20 protein-coding genes and 1 tRNA gene are annotated in these 17,127 nt (G+C 39.7%); 3 read left to right on the top strand and 18 right to left on the bottom strand.

Going from position 1 to position 17,127, the window contains the following annotated elements; all coding sequences use genetic code 11:
* Nucleotides 1-590: 590 nt before the first annotated feature.
* Together VJJ80_01790 and VJJ80_01795 are read left to right on the top strand one after the other, a co-directional pair.
* Nucleotides 591-1,289: a hypothetical protein gene (locus tag VJJ80_01790; GenBank protein HLC38837.1), complete on the top strand. Its 699-nt coding sequence runs from the start codon at nucleotides 591-593 to the stop codon at nucleotides 1,287-1,289.
* Nucleotides 1,282-1,527: a hypothetical protein gene (locus VJJ80_01795; GenBank protein HLC38838.1), complete on the top strand. Its 246-nt coding sequence runs from the start codon at nucleotides 1,282-1,284 to the stop codon at nucleotides 1,525-1,527. The genes VJJ80_01790 and VJJ80_01795 overlap by 8 nt, the downstream gene beginning before the upstream one ends.
* A 419-nt stretch (nucleotides 1,528-1,946) precedes the next feature.
* On the opposite strand, the gene VJJ80_01800 is transcribed toward VJJ80_01795, so the two are convergent.
* The 4 genes from VJJ80_01800 to dnaG form a co-directional block, all read right to left on the bottom strand.
* A complete protein-coding gene (locus VJJ80_01800; GenBank protein ID HLC38839.1) occupies nucleotides 1,947-2,252 on the bottom strand; it encodes a hypothetical protein in 306 nt (101 codons plus the stop codon).
* A gap of 11 nt (nucleotides 2,253-2,263) precedes the next feature.
* Entirely contained in the window at nucleotides 2,264-2,824 is a 561-nt protein-coding gene (locus tag VJJ80_01805) for a hypothetical protein (protein ID HLC38840.1), read from the bottom strand.
* Between the two features lie 75 nt (nucleotides 2,825-2,899).
* Entirely contained in the window at nucleotides 2,900-4,015 is a 1,116-nt protein-coding gene (gene rpoD, locus VJJ80_01810) for an RNA polymerase sigma factor RpoD (protein HLC38841.1), read from the bottom strand.
* Nucleotides 3,999-5,813 (bottom strand): DNA primase, encoded by a 1,815-nt coding sequence (gene dnaG / locus VJJ80_01815; protein ID HLC38842.1) that lies wholly within the window; start codon nucleotides 5,811-5,813, stop codon nucleotides 3,999-4,001. The genes rpoD and dnaG overlap by 17 nt, the downstream gene beginning before the upstream one ends.
* 167 nt (nucleotides 5,814-5,980) lie before the next feature.
* On the opposite strand from dnaG, the gene VJJ80_01820 reads away from it, so the two are divergent.
* Nucleotides 5,981-6,298 (top strand): hypothetical protein, encoded by a 318-nt coding sequence (locus VJJ80_01820; protein HLC38843.1) that lies wholly within the window; start codon nucleotides 5,981-5,983, stop codon nucleotides 6,296-6,298.
* Nucleotides 6,299-6,336: 38 nt separating this feature from the next.
* Here the strand turns inward: VJJ80_01820 and VJJ80_01825 are convergent, their stop codons facing one another.
* The 14 genes from VJJ80_01825 to recA all read right to left on the bottom strand — a co-directional run bounded on the left by VJJ80_01825 (nucleotide 6,337) and on the right by recA (nucleotide 17,076).
* Nucleotides 6,337-7,503, bottom strand: coding sequence for a fibronectin type III domain-containing protein (locus tag VJJ80_01825; protein HLC38844.1), 1,167 nt, complete (start codon nucleotides 7,501-7,503; stop codon nucleotides 6,337-6,339).
* Entirely contained in the window at nucleotides 7,496-8,644 is a 1,149-nt protein-coding gene (locus tag VJJ80_01830) for a hypothetical protein (protein ID HLC38845.1), read from the bottom strand. Before VJJ80_01830 ends, VJJ80_01825 begins: the two co-directional genes overlap by 8 nt.
* Before the next feature lie 85 nt (nucleotides 8,645-8,729).
* Nucleotides 8,730-8,990: a hypothetical protein gene (locus VJJ80_01835; GenBank protein HLC38846.1), complete on the bottom strand. Its 261-nt coding sequence runs from the start codon at nucleotides 8,988-8,990 to the stop codon at nucleotides 8,730-8,732.
* A gap of 136 nt (nucleotides 8,991-9,126) precedes the next feature.
* Complete coding sequence (locus VJJ80_01840) at nucleotides 9,127-9,540, bottom strand: NUDIX domain-containing protein (protein HLC38847.1); 414 nt, start codon at nucleotides 9,538-9,540, stop codon at nucleotides 9,127-9,129.
* 316 nt (nucleotides 9,541-9,856) lie between these two features.
* The gene (locus tag VJJ80_01845; GenBank protein HLC38848.1) at nucleotides 9,857-10,669 is read right to left on the bottom strand and encodes a ferric reductase-like transmembrane domain-containing protein; all 813 of its coding nucleotides are present in this window, start codon (nucleotides 10,667-10,669) and stop codon (nucleotides 9,857-9,859) included.
* A gap of 148 nt (nucleotides 10,670-10,817) precedes the next feature.
* A complete protein-coding gene (locus VJJ80_01850; protein ID HLC38849.1) occupies nucleotides 10,818-11,009 on the bottom strand; it encodes a hypothetical protein in 192 nt (63 codons plus the stop codon).
* Nucleotides 11,006-11,482, bottom strand: a complete 477-nt coding sequence (locus tag VJJ80_01855) for a hemerythrin domain-containing protein (protein ID HLC38850.1) — start codon at nucleotides 11,480-11,482, stop codon at nucleotides 11,006-11,008. Before VJJ80_01855 ends, VJJ80_01850 begins: the two co-directional genes overlap by 4 nt.
* A gap of 4 nt (nucleotides 11,483-11,486) precedes the next feature.
* Nucleotides 11,487-11,693 (bottom strand): helix-turn-helix transcriptional regulator, encoded by a 207-nt coding sequence (locus VJJ80_01860; GenBank protein ID HLC38851.1) that lies wholly within the window; start codon nucleotides 11,691-11,693, stop codon nucleotides 11,487-11,489.
* 206 nt (nucleotides 11,694-11,899) lie between these two features.
* Nucleotides 11,900-11,989: transfer RNA gene (locus tag VJJ80_01865), tRNA-Ser, on the bottom strand.
* Between the two features lie 174 nt (nucleotides 11,990-12,163).
* Nucleotides 12,164-12,589, bottom strand: coding sequence for a hypothetical protein (locus VJJ80_01870; protein HLC38852.1), 426 nt, complete (start codon nucleotides 12,587-12,589; stop codon nucleotides 12,164-12,166).
* A gap of 93 nt (nucleotides 12,590-12,682) precedes the next feature.
* Nucleotides 12,683-14,902 (bottom strand): phosphoenolpyruvate synthase, encoded by a 2,220-nt coding sequence (gene ppsA, locus VJJ80_01875; protein HLC38853.1) that lies wholly within the window; start codon nucleotides 14,900-14,902, stop codon nucleotides 12,683-12,685.
* A 245-nt stretch (nucleotides 14,903-15,147) separates the two neighbouring features.
* On the bottom strand, nucleotides 15,148-15,483 hold the full coding sequence (locus tag VJJ80_01880) for a DUF4870 domain-containing protein (GenBank protein ID HLC38854.1): 336 nt from the start codon (nucleotides 15,481-15,483) through the stop codon (nucleotides 15,148-15,150).
* Nucleotides 15,484-15,578: 95 nt separating this feature from the next.
* Complete coding sequence (locus VJJ80_01885) at nucleotides 15,579-16,025, bottom strand: regulatory protein RecX (GenBank protein HLC38855.1); 447 nt, start codon at nucleotides 16,023-16,025, stop codon at nucleotides 15,579-15,581.
* Nucleotides 16,003-17,076: a recombinase RecA gene (gene recA / locus VJJ80_01890; protein ID HLC38856.1), complete on the bottom strand. Its 1,074-nt coding sequence runs from the start codon at nucleotides 17,074-17,076 to the stop codon at nucleotides 16,003-16,005. The genes VJJ80_01885 and recA overlap by 23 nt, the downstream gene beginning before the upstream one ends.
* Nucleotides 17,077-17,127: the final 51 nt, after the last annotated feature.

The following is a 17,127-nucleotide window of genomic DNA, read 5'->3' on the forward strand; positions in this document are numbered from 1 at the left end:
TTTTTTGAAATTTAAATGAGACACTCATCAATCCCTTTTTATGGTGTCTCATTTGTCTCATCCGCCTTGGCGAGCCTTCGGCGAGACAGGTTTTTGCTTCAAAACCTCAAAAATGATGTAATATAATCAATCCCTATTTAATAATTAGGTAAAAGACTAAAGAATAAAGTAACCCTCCTATGTTTCCACCTACACTAAAGTTTCGGTGGATCGTCCATAGCCTTTAGCGAAGGACGAAAAGCTACGGAAAAGCAAGAAGGTTCTAGACTAGGGTGGGGAGCCAACAAAAAAGATACTCATAAAAAAGTATCTTTTTTGTTGAATTCTGATAGGTCTGGATTCGAACTGGAAAGGGGTTGGGAAAACAATTGTTTTCCCGTTTGGGGTGACCTGACGAGTAAAGCGAGGAAGACAAGAGGGCGGAAGCCCCATGGAGAGCAAAGCGATGTGAGAATCCGCCACCTATCTCATTTCTCATCTTTTGATGAGGTTTTTATTTTGTGAAAAATAGGATATAATAAAAATATTCAAGGAGGGCTGGTAGTTCCTTGACATTTTTTAAATCTGATCCGACAAGGAGGCCGAACCGGATGCCAGCTCGAAAGCCAGCTTCAGCCAAAAAGCAAGTCCCGGCCAAAGCAACCAAGGGCAATACTCAAAGATACTTCATTAATACAGATGCATTGGATGTATTGTCTCTGCTGGATATAGATATTTTTAAGCCCATAGTACTGAAACCTGCAGCATATGATGAAACGCTCGCTCCATCTGAAAAACTGCATAATCTGGCTTATAGCTTGTTGAATTTGCTCGCCCAAAAACGAGACGAGATGCTCATGACATATGGTGCGAAATATGAATTATCAATGTCAATTCGCGAAGAAGATGGTCAACCTAAAGTAACCTTCTGCCAAATCTCACTCGATCAAGATGGGATTTCAGCTTGGGTTTGTGGACATTCCGAACTTGCTTTTGGTAAAATGGCGAGCGAAGGAATTATTCTGGAATATATTGATGTTGAGAAACAAAAGAACCAAAAACGCAAATTTGCCGCCGCCATCAAAGCGTTCATTACTACTCCCGAACATTTCGACCATAATTATGAACAATGTGAAACTATTGACAGGCCAATGGTAATTAAAAAGGATCTGAAAAGCCGCACTGCGGTGATTGAAGCCTTATGGCACTTTAAAATCTTTTTCGATGAGCTTGACCGACTGATTACCAACACGATCATAAAAGAACAACAGCTCACTAATCAAATTACACAAAGAACTATGGATGAGTAAAACTAAACTTAGAGGAGGCGAGGATAATGCCACTGGGTGCGAAGGAAATATGCAACGAATGGACGATATCGCGGCTGGGCGAATTTCGCTTCCCGAAAAACCACTTATTGATCCCGAATGGCGTGATATTGATTCTCAAACAATTACCAATCATCTCAGGCGAGCCGAAAGACTTGCCAGAATTCGCGTTCAAACAACCACGAGAATGCCGAATGCGATTGGAGAAGATAACCAATAGCAGAACAAGAAACGATCATTACTAAAGGTAAAATTGTTGAAGCGGAGTGGAGATATCACCCTGGTGTGGGTAATTGCATTTGCGGAAGATTATTGTGGCGAATGGTAACTTATATTGTGTACCACCAGATAAATGGTAAAAAAACAGGAAAAATGGCGAGATTTTGCTCACTGCAATGCGCGAATCATCACTCTCTACAATATATATCCGATTGTCCTGAAGATACCCATTTTCTGATAGGTGACCAACTAATTGAAATCACCGATAATAATCGTCATCTATTTCAAATTCAAAAGCCGTGAACAGGCACAACTCCACTCACCTTCCCCACGGCTCTTTTTTATCGCCTCGACGGCGATAACCCCGCATTCCTTGCGTTTTGACAGGAAAATCTGCAGGGTATTTTATTTCAAACGATTTTAAAATCCTGAGGCGTCGGTGTCGTTTTGATTGAGAGCAGAATTAATGCTGTTTAAATCAATACTATTTAGATCATTTTGAGCTTTGTCTAAATCAGTGTTATTTTTAATCGTTGCCTGTGCAGATGTAGAACTGGTTGAATTCGTTGTTGCAGGAATTGCAAGATAGCTGGTTTGTGATATTTGCTTTGAGGTTTTCGTAATATAGTAATAAAGAGAGCCGGCAACAGCCAGGACTATGATTAAAAAAACCGCCCAAGTCCATTTAGGAAATTTTGTTTGAGATTGTGATGTATCTTGACTCATATTTTCTCCTTTTATTCATTATCTTGATTATTTGAAGAATTCTCGGTACCAGTCGAGGAACGCACCGCTACAATTAAATCATTGATTGCCGCCCGATATTCCTGAAGATCTTTTTTGACGACCAACATATCAGTGCGAAATTGAGTTAAGAGATCTTTAGGGCTATTACTTTCACAATTAAGATCATCAATGCCAACTTCGGCTTGCGCTAAATCTTCTTTGGCGGCTAATTTCTTTTCCGCAATTGCGGCTAACAAATCATCATAATTGGCTACAGTTTTTCCGGCTGGTATAACCGTATCGGTATAATATCCCTTGACGTGATCGGCGATTTTGTCAAAGTTTTCAATCATGTTTTCGGTCGTTTTAACTAATTGATCGGATCTTTTTTGAAGAGATTTTTCTTTATTTTGGCAAGCTTTCAAATTGGCTCCGGTAAGACTATTGGTGTTGCGTTGTTGGCTGACTTGAGAAGAAGAGTTAGAAGCATTGGCATTGGGCGCCGCATTAATAAGTGAGACGGAGAAAAATAAAATCAAAACAACAATTAATATTCTAATTGAAGTTTTCAAATTCCCCCTTTTGAAATTTTAATATATCAACTCAATTATATTTTATAATTTTTGAAAAATTTGTCAAGAATAATTTTATTTTAAATAATCTTTGAGTTTTTTAGCATCATCGTGGATTTTGAGTTTTTGCAATGCTTTAGCTTCAATTTGTCGAATTCGCTCGCGAGTGACGCCAAATTCTTTACCGACTTCCTCTAAGGTATGAGTCCGGCCATCTTCTAACCCAAAGCGCATTTTGAGAATTTTTTGTTCGCGAGGTGATAAAAATTCTAACACTTCAGTGATGTGTTCTTTGAGCAATTGGTTGGTGGTGACTTCTGCTGGTGATAATGATTCTTTGTCTTCGATAAAATCGCCCAAACGGCTGTCTTCTTCTTCACCAACTGGCGCTTCCAAGGACACTGTTTCTTGGGAAATTTTAATAATATGCTCGACTTTTTCTGGAGAAATGCCCATTTCTGCGGCAATTTCTTCAGGCAAGGGTTCGCGGCCTAAATCTTGAACCAGCTGGCGTTGAGTACGGATTAATTTGTTAATAGTTTCGATCATGTGCACCGGAATTCGAATGGTGCGCGCTTGGTCAGCAATCGCGCGGGTGACCGCTTGTCGAATCCACCAAGTCGCATAAGTTGAAAATTTATAACCTTTTTTATAATCAAATTTAATAACCGCCTTCATCAAGCCTAAATTACCTTCCTGAATTAAATCTAATAGTGACAAACCGCGGCCAGTATATTTTTTCGCCACCGAAACTACCAATCTTAAATTGGCTTTGGCTAATTGACTTTTAGCCACTTCATCGCCCAATTCGATTCTTTTGGCAAAATCGACTTCTTGCTGCCTGTTTAATAAGGGAATTCGGCCAATTTCTTTTAAATACATCCGGACTGAATCTTCGGATGTTTCGGCAAGCTGGTTTTCGGTTTCAAGCTCGCTTAATTCCCGTTTTTCTTTAGTTTCAATGCCGGTCACCCGGTCTGAATCAGTAATATCAATGCCTTTTTCATTTAAGGCTTTGGCAATTTCGTCGACTAAGGCCAAGTTATCTTCAATTTCCGGAACCGCCTGCATAATTTCCTGATAAGTGACGAAGCCATGATCTTCGCCTTTTTTCATCAAGTCCCAGACCTGATCTGGAAATTTATATTCAGATTTTTTAAAGTCTTTATCTGGTTTATTTTGCTTGGTCATGATTGCCTCCTATTTGTTTCTGTAACTGTAAAATTAATTCTTTAATTTGGCTGCGATTGCCAGTTTTTTCCGCTTCAGCGATTTTTTTCTGAAAATCATTTTTGATTTTATCTAAACGCTTGGCTTTAAGTCTTTGACAAGCAATCACGATTTCATCTTTTAAGCCCTTCTCGGATAATTGGCCAAATTCATTTTCAGCTTCAAGAAAATAACTATTCGCAGTTTTCAGTTCTGCCTCGGTTAATTCTTTTTTAAGCAGTTTTTCATCAACTTTATTATTTTCAGTATATGACTTTATAATCGCTTTCGCAATTTTTTGATTTTCCGGTGATGAAAAATTAGCCAGATTTAATTTAGATAAGATTGGTTTGGCGATTTCGGGAAATTTTAAGGCGGCACCGATGACAATTTCTTCGATTGGTTCATGAATAGCTTGGGGGGTAGAAATTGCCTGATTTTGATTTTGGGCACGAGGATTTGGGCTTGGCGAAAAATTTCGCGGCATTTTCTGGTAAGCCTCATAAAGAAATTTTTCATCTGTATCCAAAAAACGGCTCAATTTTTTTAAATAATCTCCTACCAAAACTGGCTCAGAAATCTTTTTGATAATCCCCAATAACTCAGTTGCCACGACCTGCTTTTCTTGGCTGGTCATATTTTTGCTTTGATATTTTTGCTTTGCCAAATCTAAATAAAAATCAACCGCATCTTTGGCTTGGGTGATCGCTTTTTTAAATAATTCAGGTTCTTTTTGGAGAATTTCCGCCGGATCTTTAGCTTCGGGGGTAACAATAATCTTGGGCATGATGCCAATTTGGTGAGCGGTCGCAATTGCCCTTTTGGTCGCTTCCTCGCCTGCGGCATCAGCGTCAAAACAATAAGCAAAATCAGTGGTAAATTTTTTGAGAATTTGCAATTGGTCTGCGGTAATAGCCGTGCCGGAAGACGCAACCACATTTTCGATTCCAGCTTGGTGGCAAGCGACCACATCCATTTGTCCCTCAACAATAATGACAAATTTTTGGGCTAAAATTTCTTTTTTGGCTTTGTCCAAACCATATAATATCCGGCTTTTGTTATAAATTGGCGTGTCAGGCGAATTAATGTATTTGGCCGGTTCGAAATCTCGACCCGCAGTTTTTATCTGACCAGTGCTAAAAATTCGGCCAGAAAAGCCTAAAACATTTTTAGCAATGTCTGAGATGGGAAAAGTGAGGCGACTGCGGAATCGATCATAAAAACCGCCGTCTGGCTTGATAATGACTAAGCCTGATTGCAAAATATGGTCTTTGGCAAAATTTCTTTTAACCAATAATCTGGAAACTAAATCCCAGGAATCTGGAGCAAAGCCGATTAAAAATTTATCAATGGTAGCTCTGGTCAAACCGCGCGCTTTTTCTAAATATTCGAGCGGTTTCTGGCCAATTTCTTTGGTGGTTAATAGATAATGATAAAATTTGGCGGCGGTTAAATTCATTTGATAAAGTTCGTCTTTGGTTTTTTTGAGCTGCGGATTTTTGGGGGTTAATTTGACACCGGCTTTTTCGGCCAAAATTTTTAAAGCATCGGCAAATTCGATGCTTTCGTATTCCATCAGAAAACCAAAAATATCGCCGCCTTTTTGACAGCCAAAACAATGCCAAATTTGTTTTTCCGGAGAAACGATAAAAGAAGGCGTTTTTTCGGCGTGGAAAGGACAAACCGCTTTGAAATTACGGCCCGCTTTTTTAAGCGTTAGATATTGGCCAATAAAGTCGACAATATCAATTCGACGCTTAATTTCTTCAATTTCGTCCATATCTTACCTCTATTTGGGATTTTTGATTAAAATATTAAAACTGCCCGTTATCTTTTCGAGAAAAACAGGCAAAAATTTATTTCTATTTCTTAATTTAATTATACCATAACTCTTGCATTTTGAAAAGGAACAATATTTAATGATTTAGTTGCTCCGTCTTTTTTTATGTGATAAGTTTAGATTATAGAGATAAAATAAGGAGGAAAATAACAGAAGATAAAAAAGAAGCGACACCAGTTGTCGCTAATACCCAACCATCTTCGCAAACTCCAACCGCACCTGCGACTCCCACTAACCAAGCCCAGCAATCGGCTCCACAAACTTCTCAAAATTCAAATAATGGTTTAAAATGCGCTTGTTGCGGAATCGCTGGCTGCTGTTTATTTATTATTTTATTAATAATTATTTTTCAAATACTCTCATGGACCGGCGTCTTGCCAGTGGGTTTGTTTTCGATTTTTGGTTCAATCTTCCCGGGAATGTAAATCGATTTTGCTCTAAATAAATTTTGAAAAATTTAAGGCTATTTTTTAGTCTTATTTTTTAATTCAGGTTCTTTTTCGATCACGGTTGGCGGAGGAGTTGCCGCGACCGGCTGAGGAGTTGGAGTGGATTTTTTTCTAAAAAAGATCACATAACCTACAACCATTACCACCACGAAAAAGAAGATTAATCCCAAGACCACCACGATGGCTAAAACTGCGCCCGGTAACATCCCACCACCAAATAAGCCCTGGCTTTGTTTATAGTCGTTAATTATTGCCTCTAAATCATTTGAGGATGCGAGACTGGCAAGATTTGAATTTGCAGATTCCAAAGATCCTTTGTAGGCTCTTACTATATAATAATAGGTAATGCTGGTGGTGGCATTTTTATCGATAAAACCGCCCACCATCGCTGGTGTGCGAGCGATTTCGCTAAACGGGCCGTTTGAATTTTGACTTCTAAATAGCTTATAGCCATCAATATTTTGAGATTTTGAAGGAAACCAGGTTAATAAAATAGAACCGCCATAATCAAATTCAACATCTTTGGCGTTTAATTTTGAAGGTGGTAAAATTGTTGAGCTAGTTTGACTTGCTGGCGCGGCACCGGTGCCGGCTTGTGAATTATATTGAGGATTGGTTGAATTGCTTGAATTTGAATTCGTATTTGGAGCTGGATTTTGGGGATTGGCAGGATCAGAAGCATAAACGGCAAAACCAAAATCAAAATTCAAATCAGGAATATTATTAATCGCCGCGTAACCTCGAGCATAACAGGCAGATTCGCCGTGGTACCAAACGGTGTGACCGTTTAAATCCATATCCGACAAAATAATTGCATACATGCCGGTCGGCATGCTGACGTCTGGAAAATCAAAAATAACCCACGAAGCAGTACTGGTGACTTCTTGGGTTTTATCAGTAATAATTTGTCCGGGCGAGGTGGTGGCGTTTAAAACCTGTGCCCTAACTCTGGAAGTACCGCCAATTTCAGTTTTAAGATAAACCGAAATTGCATCAAGGGTATGTTTGGTGGGCACAAAAATTTGCGCCGGTTCATGACTTAAAAATGAAACATCGGGGTTGCCAGCCACGCCATTCGAACAAACCTGGTCAAGGCTTGCTAAGGCTTGAACTCGAGTCTGGGGTATTAGAATTGAGGTTAAAAAAGTTAAGATTGATAATAATGATTTAATTTTATTCATTTTGATCGTGAGCGACTTGATTGTCTTGGCTTGGGGTGGCTTGGGGTTTTTCAGGATTTTGATTGGCTTTTTCGCGCGCTTTTTTGGCATAATGTTTGCGCAAGAATATTAGAAGAATGACGCCATCTACCAAAACAAAAGCACCAATTCCGACATACCACCAGAGATAATTTTTCATTTGGCTTAGAGTATTGGTGGCCGTGGTCGTAGTTTTTTCACTTATTTTAATGCCCAACAAATTAACCTTTGCTGAACCTTTATTATTAATTTGTGCCTGGCCGACCAGAGTGTAATCCCCTTCATCTAATAGCCTCGCGTCAATTTTTGTCCACCAATTGCCATTTTTTTCTTGGGCAACTTCAAAGGCTTGAGTACCAACCATCAAAACCACCTGAGAACCTGCCGGGGCGGTTCCCTCTAAAGTCATTTCATCTTTTAATTTAAGGGTGATATTTTCAGGGGTTGGCGTAATTTTTTGGCCATTTTTTTGAACCTCGGTTAGGACTGGCGAAGCAATTGAAGTGTCAACCGGAAACCAACTCGAATCAGTGTCGGTTGAGGTATCTGTAGAGGTGTCAGTCGAGGTGGCAGGGGCTGGCGTGGCTGCAGTATAATTATAGCCATAGACTCGGAAACAAGCATCATAGGTATGTGGAAGCCCGGTTGCCAAAAAATTTCCGCCGATATAACCGTCAACATTGTTATAATACCAACGGGTGGCGACATCATTGATGCTCAATTTAATACCATAATATTGCCCAGGCGTAACAGTAACATAGGGCGAAGCAAAAGCAATTGTTTCCCAAGTGTCACCTGCTGGAGCAGTAATTACTCCACTGGAAGTTTTAACAACTGCACTCGCGGGACCATCAATACCATCCATTTCATAAATTTTTATGGTCAGCGTTGAGCCCACAGTGCGATCTTTTAAATAAACGTCAATACTCACCAGACGATTTTTAGTAGGCTTAAAGGTCTGAATCATGTTGGCGTTATTGTCTATCAAAAAACCCCAACCACCGGCAGTTTCTTCATAAGATTGATCCAAAACTGATCCGGCAACCCCGGCCGAGGTCCCCATCGGTATTGCCAACAAAAAAATTGCCACAAAAAGCGCCATTAATCTAAATAATCTCTTCATTCCCCCTCCTTAAAGATTGATAAAGTGTTTTCCTAATTATTATTTTATCATTAATAAATTAAGTAGTAAATAATTAATTTTAGGATTACAGGTTCTTACTCTTTTTCTTGTATGAGTTAAGAAAAATTTCCACAAAATCGATTCTGTCTACTAGGATTTCCCCAAGAAAAGCAAAGGGAATCGCAATTAATACAACAATGGCGACAACGCGCCAAGAGATAGTTGCATCAGTCGCGACGGAAATGGTGATCAGATCTTCGGCAATGCCAACGATTATCCCAAAAACTAAAAATTCTAAAAATACTTCAATTTTTTTCCATTTTTTGACTTGTTGTTTGTCAACCATTTTACCCCAAAATTTTTAATAAATTTTTATTATTATTGAAGTTAATCCTAATCTTAAGCTAAACATAAAACTAAAAAGTAAATTATTACACTAATAAATTTATATTTCTAGCTGGTAAGAAATTAGTATCAAAAACTTATTTTTTTACTCTTTTTGGGCGGATAAAACTTTTAAAAGCGGGGATTAAATTATTAATCAGTGGGTATTTTCTAAAATCATGCGGATTAATCCATTTAAAATCATCATGATCTTGGCTTAATTTTACTTTATCGGATTTTGCGAAGCATTCAAAAAAGGTACCAACAATTTGCCAAGTTTTTCCTTTAACGATTGGTCGCCATTCATTAACATAAAAGGGGCGCCCAATTTTTACATTAAGCCCGGCTTCCTCTTTGATTTCTCGAAGTAGACTTAAATCAAATCGTTCTCCCGGCTTTACCCTGCCGCCAACAACATCATATTTGCCAGTGTTTACGCCGTCTTGATATTGAGAAGATTCTTTCAAAATCAGAACTTTATTATTAAAGACAATAAACGCTTTCGTCGCCACAAATATTATAGGTTTAATATTGCTTCTAAATTTATGAAAATTGGTCCTTCGACAATGCTCGGGATGAACGGTGTGTATTTGAAAAAATCCGAACTGATTTTGCCCAAAATTTGTAGGGCGGGCGGAATTTTTACCCGCTTTTGGAGGCCCCCCAACCCCCGTTCCACGTCCGTAGCTTTAACGAAGGAGGGCCTTCCGCTCGCCTCGCCTTGCCTGTCCAACCGGTAGGCGGGAAGCGGAAGCGAAAAGGACGATTTTAAGTTTTTCTTTGCTTGCCCAGCGAAGCCTTCGGCGAAGTTGGGGCGGAAAATTCTTTTTATTCAATAAATTGTCTTCCCCACCAGAAGGTTGCAATGTAAATAAATGGTAGCACAACGGCACTTATATAACAGGCCGCGCGTCCAAATCTCGGACCGACGAATTCAGCTAAGCGTATAAAAACCACCAAGACCATAAACCAGCCCACCAGAAGACCCGCGCCGGGCCATTCCGGATGCACTAACTCTTTACTCCCACCAATTTGGTACCATTTTACCCATCCACTCCACTTCATAATAAAAACGTGAAGAAGAATAAAAGCAAAAGCAAGACGCACGCCCCAGTATTGCAACCGCCACCATTTTTCTCTGCCGAGTACCATCATCGCCCGATTATTAGAGATAAAGAAAATTGTAATAAGAATGATGGTAGCCGTGAGACCGAAGATAAACGGCCACCAGTCCGCACTCAAAAATTTCTGCACAGGAAACTTGTCCTGCAAAAAGAAAAATGAAACGATACTATGAGTCAATGCCAGAAAAAAAGCCATGATTCCCAATTCTTTTCGGTATTGAACATAATGATCAGGGAAGGAAAAAAAACGACTTCCAGGACCAATAAGAATAACAATGCCGATAAGCACTGTGGCCACTCCAGCGAAAACTTTATTGGCAATATATAAATCGTAGTATCCGCGGCGATAGAAAAGATAGACCGATAAAGCAACAAACGAAATTACGGCAACCACAAATGCCGCACCATACTGCTGAAATTGATACTTCCAATCAATATTTGACTGATGCGGCTGCTGAGGTGTCGTTGATTCAGATGGTGGCTGGAGGGAAATATTTGTAGAAGTAGTAGTTCTCATAATAATCTTTTATATTAACCAAAAACTAATACCTTGTCCGAGTCTTCGACCATTTTGAGTAAATCGGACATTGCGGAAACGGGACAAACTTTGCTTTCTTCTTTACCGCGCACTTTGAGACAAGTACCGCACACATAAACCTCGCCTTTTAATTTTTGAATTCTGTGGTTTTTGCAGAAATATCAAAATCTTTAGTGTCAGGAATAGTATCAAGCTCTGACCCCTCGTTCATTAAAAATATTTCCACTTGATGGCTCGCTTTAAGTGCAGTAATTCCTAGACGAAATGTGTTCCACGCGTGTTCTGGTTTATTAGATTGTAAAATAATGCCAAGTTTCATTTCTTAACTTTAATTTTTTCGCATTGTGAGGCGAGATTAACCAACTCTTCTTTGCTGAACACATCCTGGGCGCAAGGATATAAAGTGTTGTTTTCCTTAAAAATATGATCCTTCAAAAGAGAAATCATGGCTTGAGTATTTTTCTTGAGTTTAGTTTCATCATTTTCCTGCAAAGCTTCTCTCATTTTAGTAAGATAATTTCTTTTAGTTACATGTTCCACAAGCATTATGCCGATAGGCCCGCCCTCGTTTGGTATACCTTTCTTTTCTAGGGCTGGGAATAAAACTTGTTCCTCTTTTTGATGATGAGGTTCGGCAAATGTTTCAGTAAAGTGTAAAAATTCTTTAATTTTTGCATGATTAATTGTTGGCTGATTAATAACTGCTTCTAAATCATCGACGTGTTTCAGAATATTTTGATGATCTGATTTTAATTCTTCTATGCAATTGTGGTGATGACAATGATTAGACATAAATTTATTTAATTAAATCCTCGATTGAAACTCCCAATGCTTTGGCAATTTCCGCCATAGTTTGAACGCTTGGCTTATTAACTGCACCGCTTTCCACTTTTGTAAGCGTTGTATATTTAATATCCGCCTTCTTGGCTAAATCGTCTTGCGTTAAGCCAAGTTTGGCTCGTAGTTTCTTAATGTTTTCGCTGATAATTTTTCCACTTGTCATATAAATAAAGTTTTGGTAGCATTATAGTAAATGAGATTATTACCTTTATTGCTATACTACCAAATAAAATGAATTAATCAATAAAAATTCGAAAAGCCCGCTTCTGGCGTTCCGCTTCGCGGAACAAAGGCAAAAAATTTGATTTTGAACCGAAAATCGGCTGGCGAGCCCGCGTAGCGGGCGAGCCAACAAAGACATTTCCCAATTGGCGGAGAGAGTGGGATTCGAACCCACGGACCCTTTGCGGGGTCACAGTCTTTCCAGGACTGCCAGTTAAACCACTCCTGCATCTCTCCAAATTTACTTCTCTGTCTCTACCTCAATACTCTATCTCCCGCCAAAGGCGGGTTGCTAAAGGCGACAGATCTCAGTTCTGCCTTAATTATACGCAATTTATGATAAAAAAAGAAGGCTGAAACAAGTCGATTGGGATGGATGGCGAAGCGCCAAAACTTGTGCCAGCCTATGGGCTAAAGTAAAAAGTAAGAAAAAAGGTTAATTCGGGGTGAAATAGCACCCTGAGTAGAGGTGATCATTCGTAAAATAGTCGAAACAGAAACGGAATCAGAGATGGGGTAAAAACGATAAGAGATAATGCAGCCTGTTTCGCAGGAAAAAACCTGAAAAACATAAACGTTTCCTATCTGGTCTTGACAGCTCCAGTACCCACATGGGTTTTGATCATTTTCAAGACTTTTCCTTAAAGCGATCATCATCTCGCGAGGAGTATTAGCCTCAATTAAGCCTTCAACTTCAGTGGCAAGTTCGCGGCTAGAATTCACAATTGTTTTCCAACCTGGAGCAAGATACATCACGACCGGTCGAGAATGTGTTCCATTTGAGGAAAAAACGTTTTCGCTCCAGACAATAGGCTGAATTGCATTTCGAGCTATCACCTGAAGTCCCCCTTTCCGGAGATGACAAACCATCACTGCCAACAGGATGATTTATATTATATACCAAAAAATTAATTTGTCAAATTTTGAGAACTATTTCTTTTCAACTTTTGAGACCAATTCACGAGTTTGTTCAATGACATCTGGATTTACAGAAATAGAAGTAATGCCGGCTTTAACTAAAAATTCGCAAATTTCCGGATAGACTGATGGCGCTTGTCCGCAAATCGAAATTGTCACCCCGCGCGCTTTACAACCAGCAATAATTTGTTCAATCGCCTTTAAAACCGCGTCTTCGCGCTCGTCAAACTCAGCCGCTAAATGGGCGTTATCACGATCAATACCCAAGACTAATTGTGTTAAATCATTTGAACCGATGGAAACGCCGTCAATGCCTTGTTTGAGGAAATCGTCAATCAATAAAACATTGGCAGGAATTTCTGCCATCATCCAAATTTTAAAATCCGGGGCTTTAGTCAAACCAGCCTCTGAAACCATGGCTAAAACCTTTTTTAATTCAGTTGGGGTTCTTACAAAGGGAATCATTAGCCAAACATTATTAAGCCTTTTCCTGACATTTTTGAGCATTTTTAATTCGAGTTTAAATAAATCTGGCTCTGCTAAATACCGGCAAGCACCTCGATAACCAATCATGGGATTGGCTTCAAATGGCTCAAACTCTTTACCGCCTCTTAAGTTTGCATATTCATTAGTTTTAAAATCAGTGGCCCTATAAACTACCGGTCGCGGGTAAAAAGCGGCCGCAATTTGCGAAATTCCCGTACTTAAAATTTCGACAAACTCATCACCTCGGCCTTGTTCTAACATGCGACGCGGGTGCTCGCCTTTGTTAGCGATAATAAATTCTGCCCGCAACAAACCCACCCCATCAACTGATTTTTGAGCAATTTGTGAGGCTAATTCCGGCTCTCCCAAATTAACATAAATTCGAGTTTTAGTTTTAATATCAGATTTAGCCCGGGCTTTTTCCTTGCACTTGACTAAAGCATCCCCTTCATAAACTAAACCTTTATCGCCATCAACGGTAATTTTTTGGCGGGGTTTTAATTTTTTGGTGGCAAAATTAGTCCCTACTACACAAGGGATGGCTAATTCGCGGCTGACAATGGCGGCATGGGAAGTTTGCCCACCCTGATCAGTCACCACGGCTTTGGCTTTTTTCATCGCCGGCACATATGATGGATCAGTCATTTTAGCAACTAAAATATCGCCTTTTTTAATCTGCCCAATTTGCTGAGGACTTCTTAAAATTCTCACCGATCCCGAGGCAGCCCCGATTGAAGCCGCGGTGCCTTTGAGCAAAATGCGGTGGTTTTGGGCTCGAACAATCTCTCTCTCAACGAGAATTTTTTCCGCGGTCGTGACAGGGCGGCTTTGGACGATATAAAGCCGACCATCGCATGAAGACCATTCAATATCTTGAGGATATTTATAATGTTTTTCAATCTTTATTGCTATTTTGGCTAATTTTTCAATCGTCTGGTCTGAAATCTTTTGCGCTTCTCGATCGGCACGTGCCACTGGAACTCTCTTGTCGCGATCGCCAACTTTTTTAATCGCCCAGGTTTGTCGGGCGATTTTTTTATCTAAAATTCGAAAACCTTCTTTGTAGATTAAATATTTGTCGGGGATAATTGATCCGGAAACAATCGCCTCGCCCAAACCGAAACCGGCTTCAATGGCAATTTTGGCCCGATCATTGGTGGCAGGATCTAAAGTAAACATCACTCCTGATGCATCTGATTGAATCATTTTTTGGACGACGGCCGACAAACCAACTTTCAAATGATCAAATTTATTCATCCCGCGATAATAAATGGCGCGTGGCTCAAATAATGATGACCAACATTTTTGGACGGCTAAAGCTAATTCTTTTTCCCCATTGATATTTAAAAAGGTGATTTGTTGACCCGCAAATGAGGCGGTTGGCAAATCCTCGGCCGTGGCAGAACTTCGAACCGCCACAAAATCGGCATTGAGCTGATGATAAAATTTAATAATTTCTTTTACTAAATCTGGATCAATTTTAGAGGACATAATGCTTTTTTTAATCCGTCGCGAAGCAACACCTAATTGAGTGGTGCTTTCATAATCAATTTTAGATAAGAGCTCGCGAATTAATTTATCAATGCCATTTTTACGGATAAAATTAAAATAAGCCCCGGAAGTCACACAAAAACCATTTGGAACCGCCACGCCAGCTTTTTTAAGCTCGCCGAGGTTAGCACCCTTGCCGCCAACTTTGGGAATATCGTTTTTGGAAATTTCCGAGAATGCTAAAATATTCTTCAAAACCCCTCCTGCACTCCATAATTTAATATAATTGTTGTGCAGCCCGCCGCTAAAGTGCAGCGTGAGCCGTGAACGGATAGTTCCCAAAAGGCGAACACTAAACTTAGGCGGGCTTATTAATTAACAACTATTAAAACTTTATTGTTAATTGTTATTCGTTATCTGCTAACTGTTTACCTTCTAAATATTAGAAATTAGGACCCCGACTGCTGGGCCGGGATCCGCTTTTCTAAAATTTTATACGGTTATATTTTGATATTTTCACCGTATTTGCCAATGACTGGCAAAGGTTGCGTTTTGCCACCCAAAGCGTTCATTAGGCCCATAATGAATAAAATCAAAACCAGAATCCAACCGACGCCACTAACCATCCATCCCACAACAGGAATAGCGGCAATAAAGCTAATAATGATGCCAAAAACAAACAAGACTAAGCCTTGTTTGGCATGGTACTGAGCAAAAGGTGAATCTTTTTTGGCTAAAAGGGGAATTAAAAATAAAATTCCCAGATAGCCGATTGCTGCCATCGCCTTATTCTCTTCAACATCACTTCCGCCTGATTTTACTGGTTCGTCTGCCATTGTCCCTCCTCGTTAAATAGTCGCTTGAGCCAAATGCTCAAACGAAATTCGATTATTTAATATTATCATAACAGAACCATAATTTTGTGCAAATTTTAATTAATTTTTAAAACTTGGCTAATCGTCTCCCAACTAAAGCCGCGCCGAGCCAAAAAAGCTATCATTTTTTGGCGAGATTCAGACTCGGAAAGATTGTGCATAATTTTGCTTTTTTGCTGAATTAAAAGTTTGGCTTTTTTGATTTCTGAAATATTGTCTTCATCTAAAACTTTTTTAATGATGTCTTCGCTAATGCCGAGCCTTTTCATTTCTAAAAAGAGCAATTTTGAGCCTTCGGGATGCAACTCGTTTCGATTTTCAAGCCACATTTTGGCAAAATCCAAATCATTTAACAAGCCTGCGGATTTTAGTTTTTTAAGGGTTACTCGCCGCTCAGGTTCAGAAAAACCTTTCAGCCTTAATTTCTGGTCAACTTCAAATTCGCTCCGGGCGCGATATTTTAAAAAATGCAAAGCGGTATCAAGCGGGGTTTTTGGCTTCATTTTCTTTTTGGTCTTTATCTTCTTGGAATTGTTTGAGGATTTTATCTTTAATATCGCTGGCAATTTTGGGGTTTTGCCGCAAATATTTTTTGGCCGCTTCCCGTCCTTGGCCAATTTTTTCATCACCCGAAAGGAACCAAGAACCAGATTTGGTTAAAATTCCAGCGGTAATGCCTAAATCCAACAAATCACCTTCGCTGGAAATGCCTTGGCCGTAAATTATATCAAATTCGGTGCTGCGAAATGGTGGGGCAACTTTATTTTTAACTACTTTGACACGGGTGCGGTTACCAATAATGTTTTCGCGTTCCTTAATTTGCGCGATGCGACGAATATCCATTCTGACTGTTGAATAAAATTTCAAAGCTACACCGCCCGGGGTAGTTTCGGGATTACCAAACATCACCCCAATTTTCATTCTTAACTGATTGATGAAAGTGACGGTGGTTTTTGATTTAGAGACGGCGCCAGCTAATTTGCGTAAGGCCTGAGACATTAATCGGGCTTGTAAACCAATTTGCGCTTCTCCCATTAAACCCTCAATTTCTGCTTTTGGCACCAAGGCTGCCACCGAATCTACCACAATCACATCAACCGCATTTGAACGCACTAAAGTTTCGGCAATTTCTAAAGCTTGTTCGCCGGTATCTGGCTGAGAAATTAACAATTCGTCTAAATCCACGCCAATATTTTTGGCATAATCCGGATCAAAAGCATGCTCGGCATCAATAAATGCCGCAAGCCCTCCAGTTTTTTGCGCCTCGGCAATAATATGCAAACCCAAGGTGGTTTTTCCAGATGATTCTGGGCCGAAAATTTCAATAATTCTGCCTCTTGGCACGCCGCCGACCCCCAATGCCATATCCAAAGATAAAGACCCAGTCGAAATAACTTCCACCGGCACATGGCCTCTTTCGGCAAATTTCATAATCGCGCCTTTGCCAAACTGCCGCTCGATTTGCTCCAAAGCCAGATCAACGGCTTTCTGTTTTTGTTCGGAGACTTGTCGAGAACTTGATGTTTCAGCTTTGTTTGATTTCTTGGTTAACATTTTACTCCCTCTACCCCTCTTTTTGATATTAATAATTTAAATATTCAAATC

It is taken from the genome of Patescibacteria group bacterium (genome assembly GCA_035288465.1).
Taxonomy (GTDB): Bacteria; Patescibacteriota; UBA1384; order DATEAH01; family DATEAH01; genus DATEAH01.

Bases quoted from the DNA above. Each gene is read 5' to 3' on its own strand.
- recA (HLC38856.1), bottom strand. From the start codon at position 17,076: ATGTTAACCAAGAAATCAAACAAAGCTGAAACATCAAGTTCTCGACAA.
- dnaG (HLC38842.1), bottom strand. From the start codon at position 5,813: ATGGACGAAATTGAAGAAATTAAGCGTCGAATTGATATTGTCGACTTT.
- VJJ80_01830 (HLC38845.1), bottom strand. From the start codon at position 8,644: ATGAAGAGATTATTTAGATTAATGGCGCTTTTTGTGGCAATTTTTTTG.
- VJJ80_01790 (HLC38837.1), top strand. From the start codon at position 591: ATGCCAGCTCGAAAGCCAGCTTCAGCCAAAAAGCAAGTCCCGGCCAAA.
- VJJ80_01835 (HLC38846.1), bottom strand. From the start codon at position 8,990: ATGGTTGACAAACAACAAGTCAAAAAATGGAAAAAAATTGAAGTATTT.
- VJJ80_01880 (HLC38854.1), bottom strand. From the start codon at position 15,483: ATGGCAGACGAACCAGTAAAATCAGGCGGAAGTGATGTTGAAGAGAAT.
- VJJ80_01800 (HLC38839.1), bottom strand. From the start codon at position 2,252: ATGAGTCAAGATACATCACAATCTCAAACAAAATTTCCTAAATGGACT.
- VJJ80_01855 (HLC38850.1), bottom strand. From the start codon at position 11,482: ATGTCTAATCATTGTCATCACCACAATTGCATAGAAGAATTAAAATCA.
- VJJ80_01850 (HLC38849.1), bottom strand. From the start codon at position 11,009: ATGAAACTTGGCATTATTTTACAATCTAATAAACCAGAACACGCGTGG.
- VJJ80_01860 (HLC38851.1), bottom strand. From the start codon at position 11,693: ATGACAAGTGGAAAAATTATCAGCGAAAACATTAAGAAACTACGAGCC.
- VJJ80_01795 (HLC38838.1), top strand. From the start codon at position 1,282: ATGAGTAAAACTAAACTTAGAGGAGGCGAGGATAATGCCACTGGGTGC.
- rpoD (HLC38841.1), bottom strand. From the start codon at position 4,015: ATGACCAAGCAAAATAAACCAGATAAAGACTTTAAAAAATCTGAATAT.
- VJJ80_01825 (HLC38844.1), bottom strand. From the start codon at position 7,503: ATGAATAAAATTAAATCATTATTATCAATCTTAACTTTTTTAACCTCA.
- VJJ80_01885 (HLC38855.1), bottom strand. From the start codon at position 16,025: ATGAAGCCAAAAACCCCGCTTGATACCGCTTTGCATTTTTTAAAATAT.
- VJJ80_01845 (HLC38848.1), bottom strand. From the start codon at position 10,669: ATGAGAACTACTACTTCTACAAATATTTCCCTCCAGCCACCATCTGAA.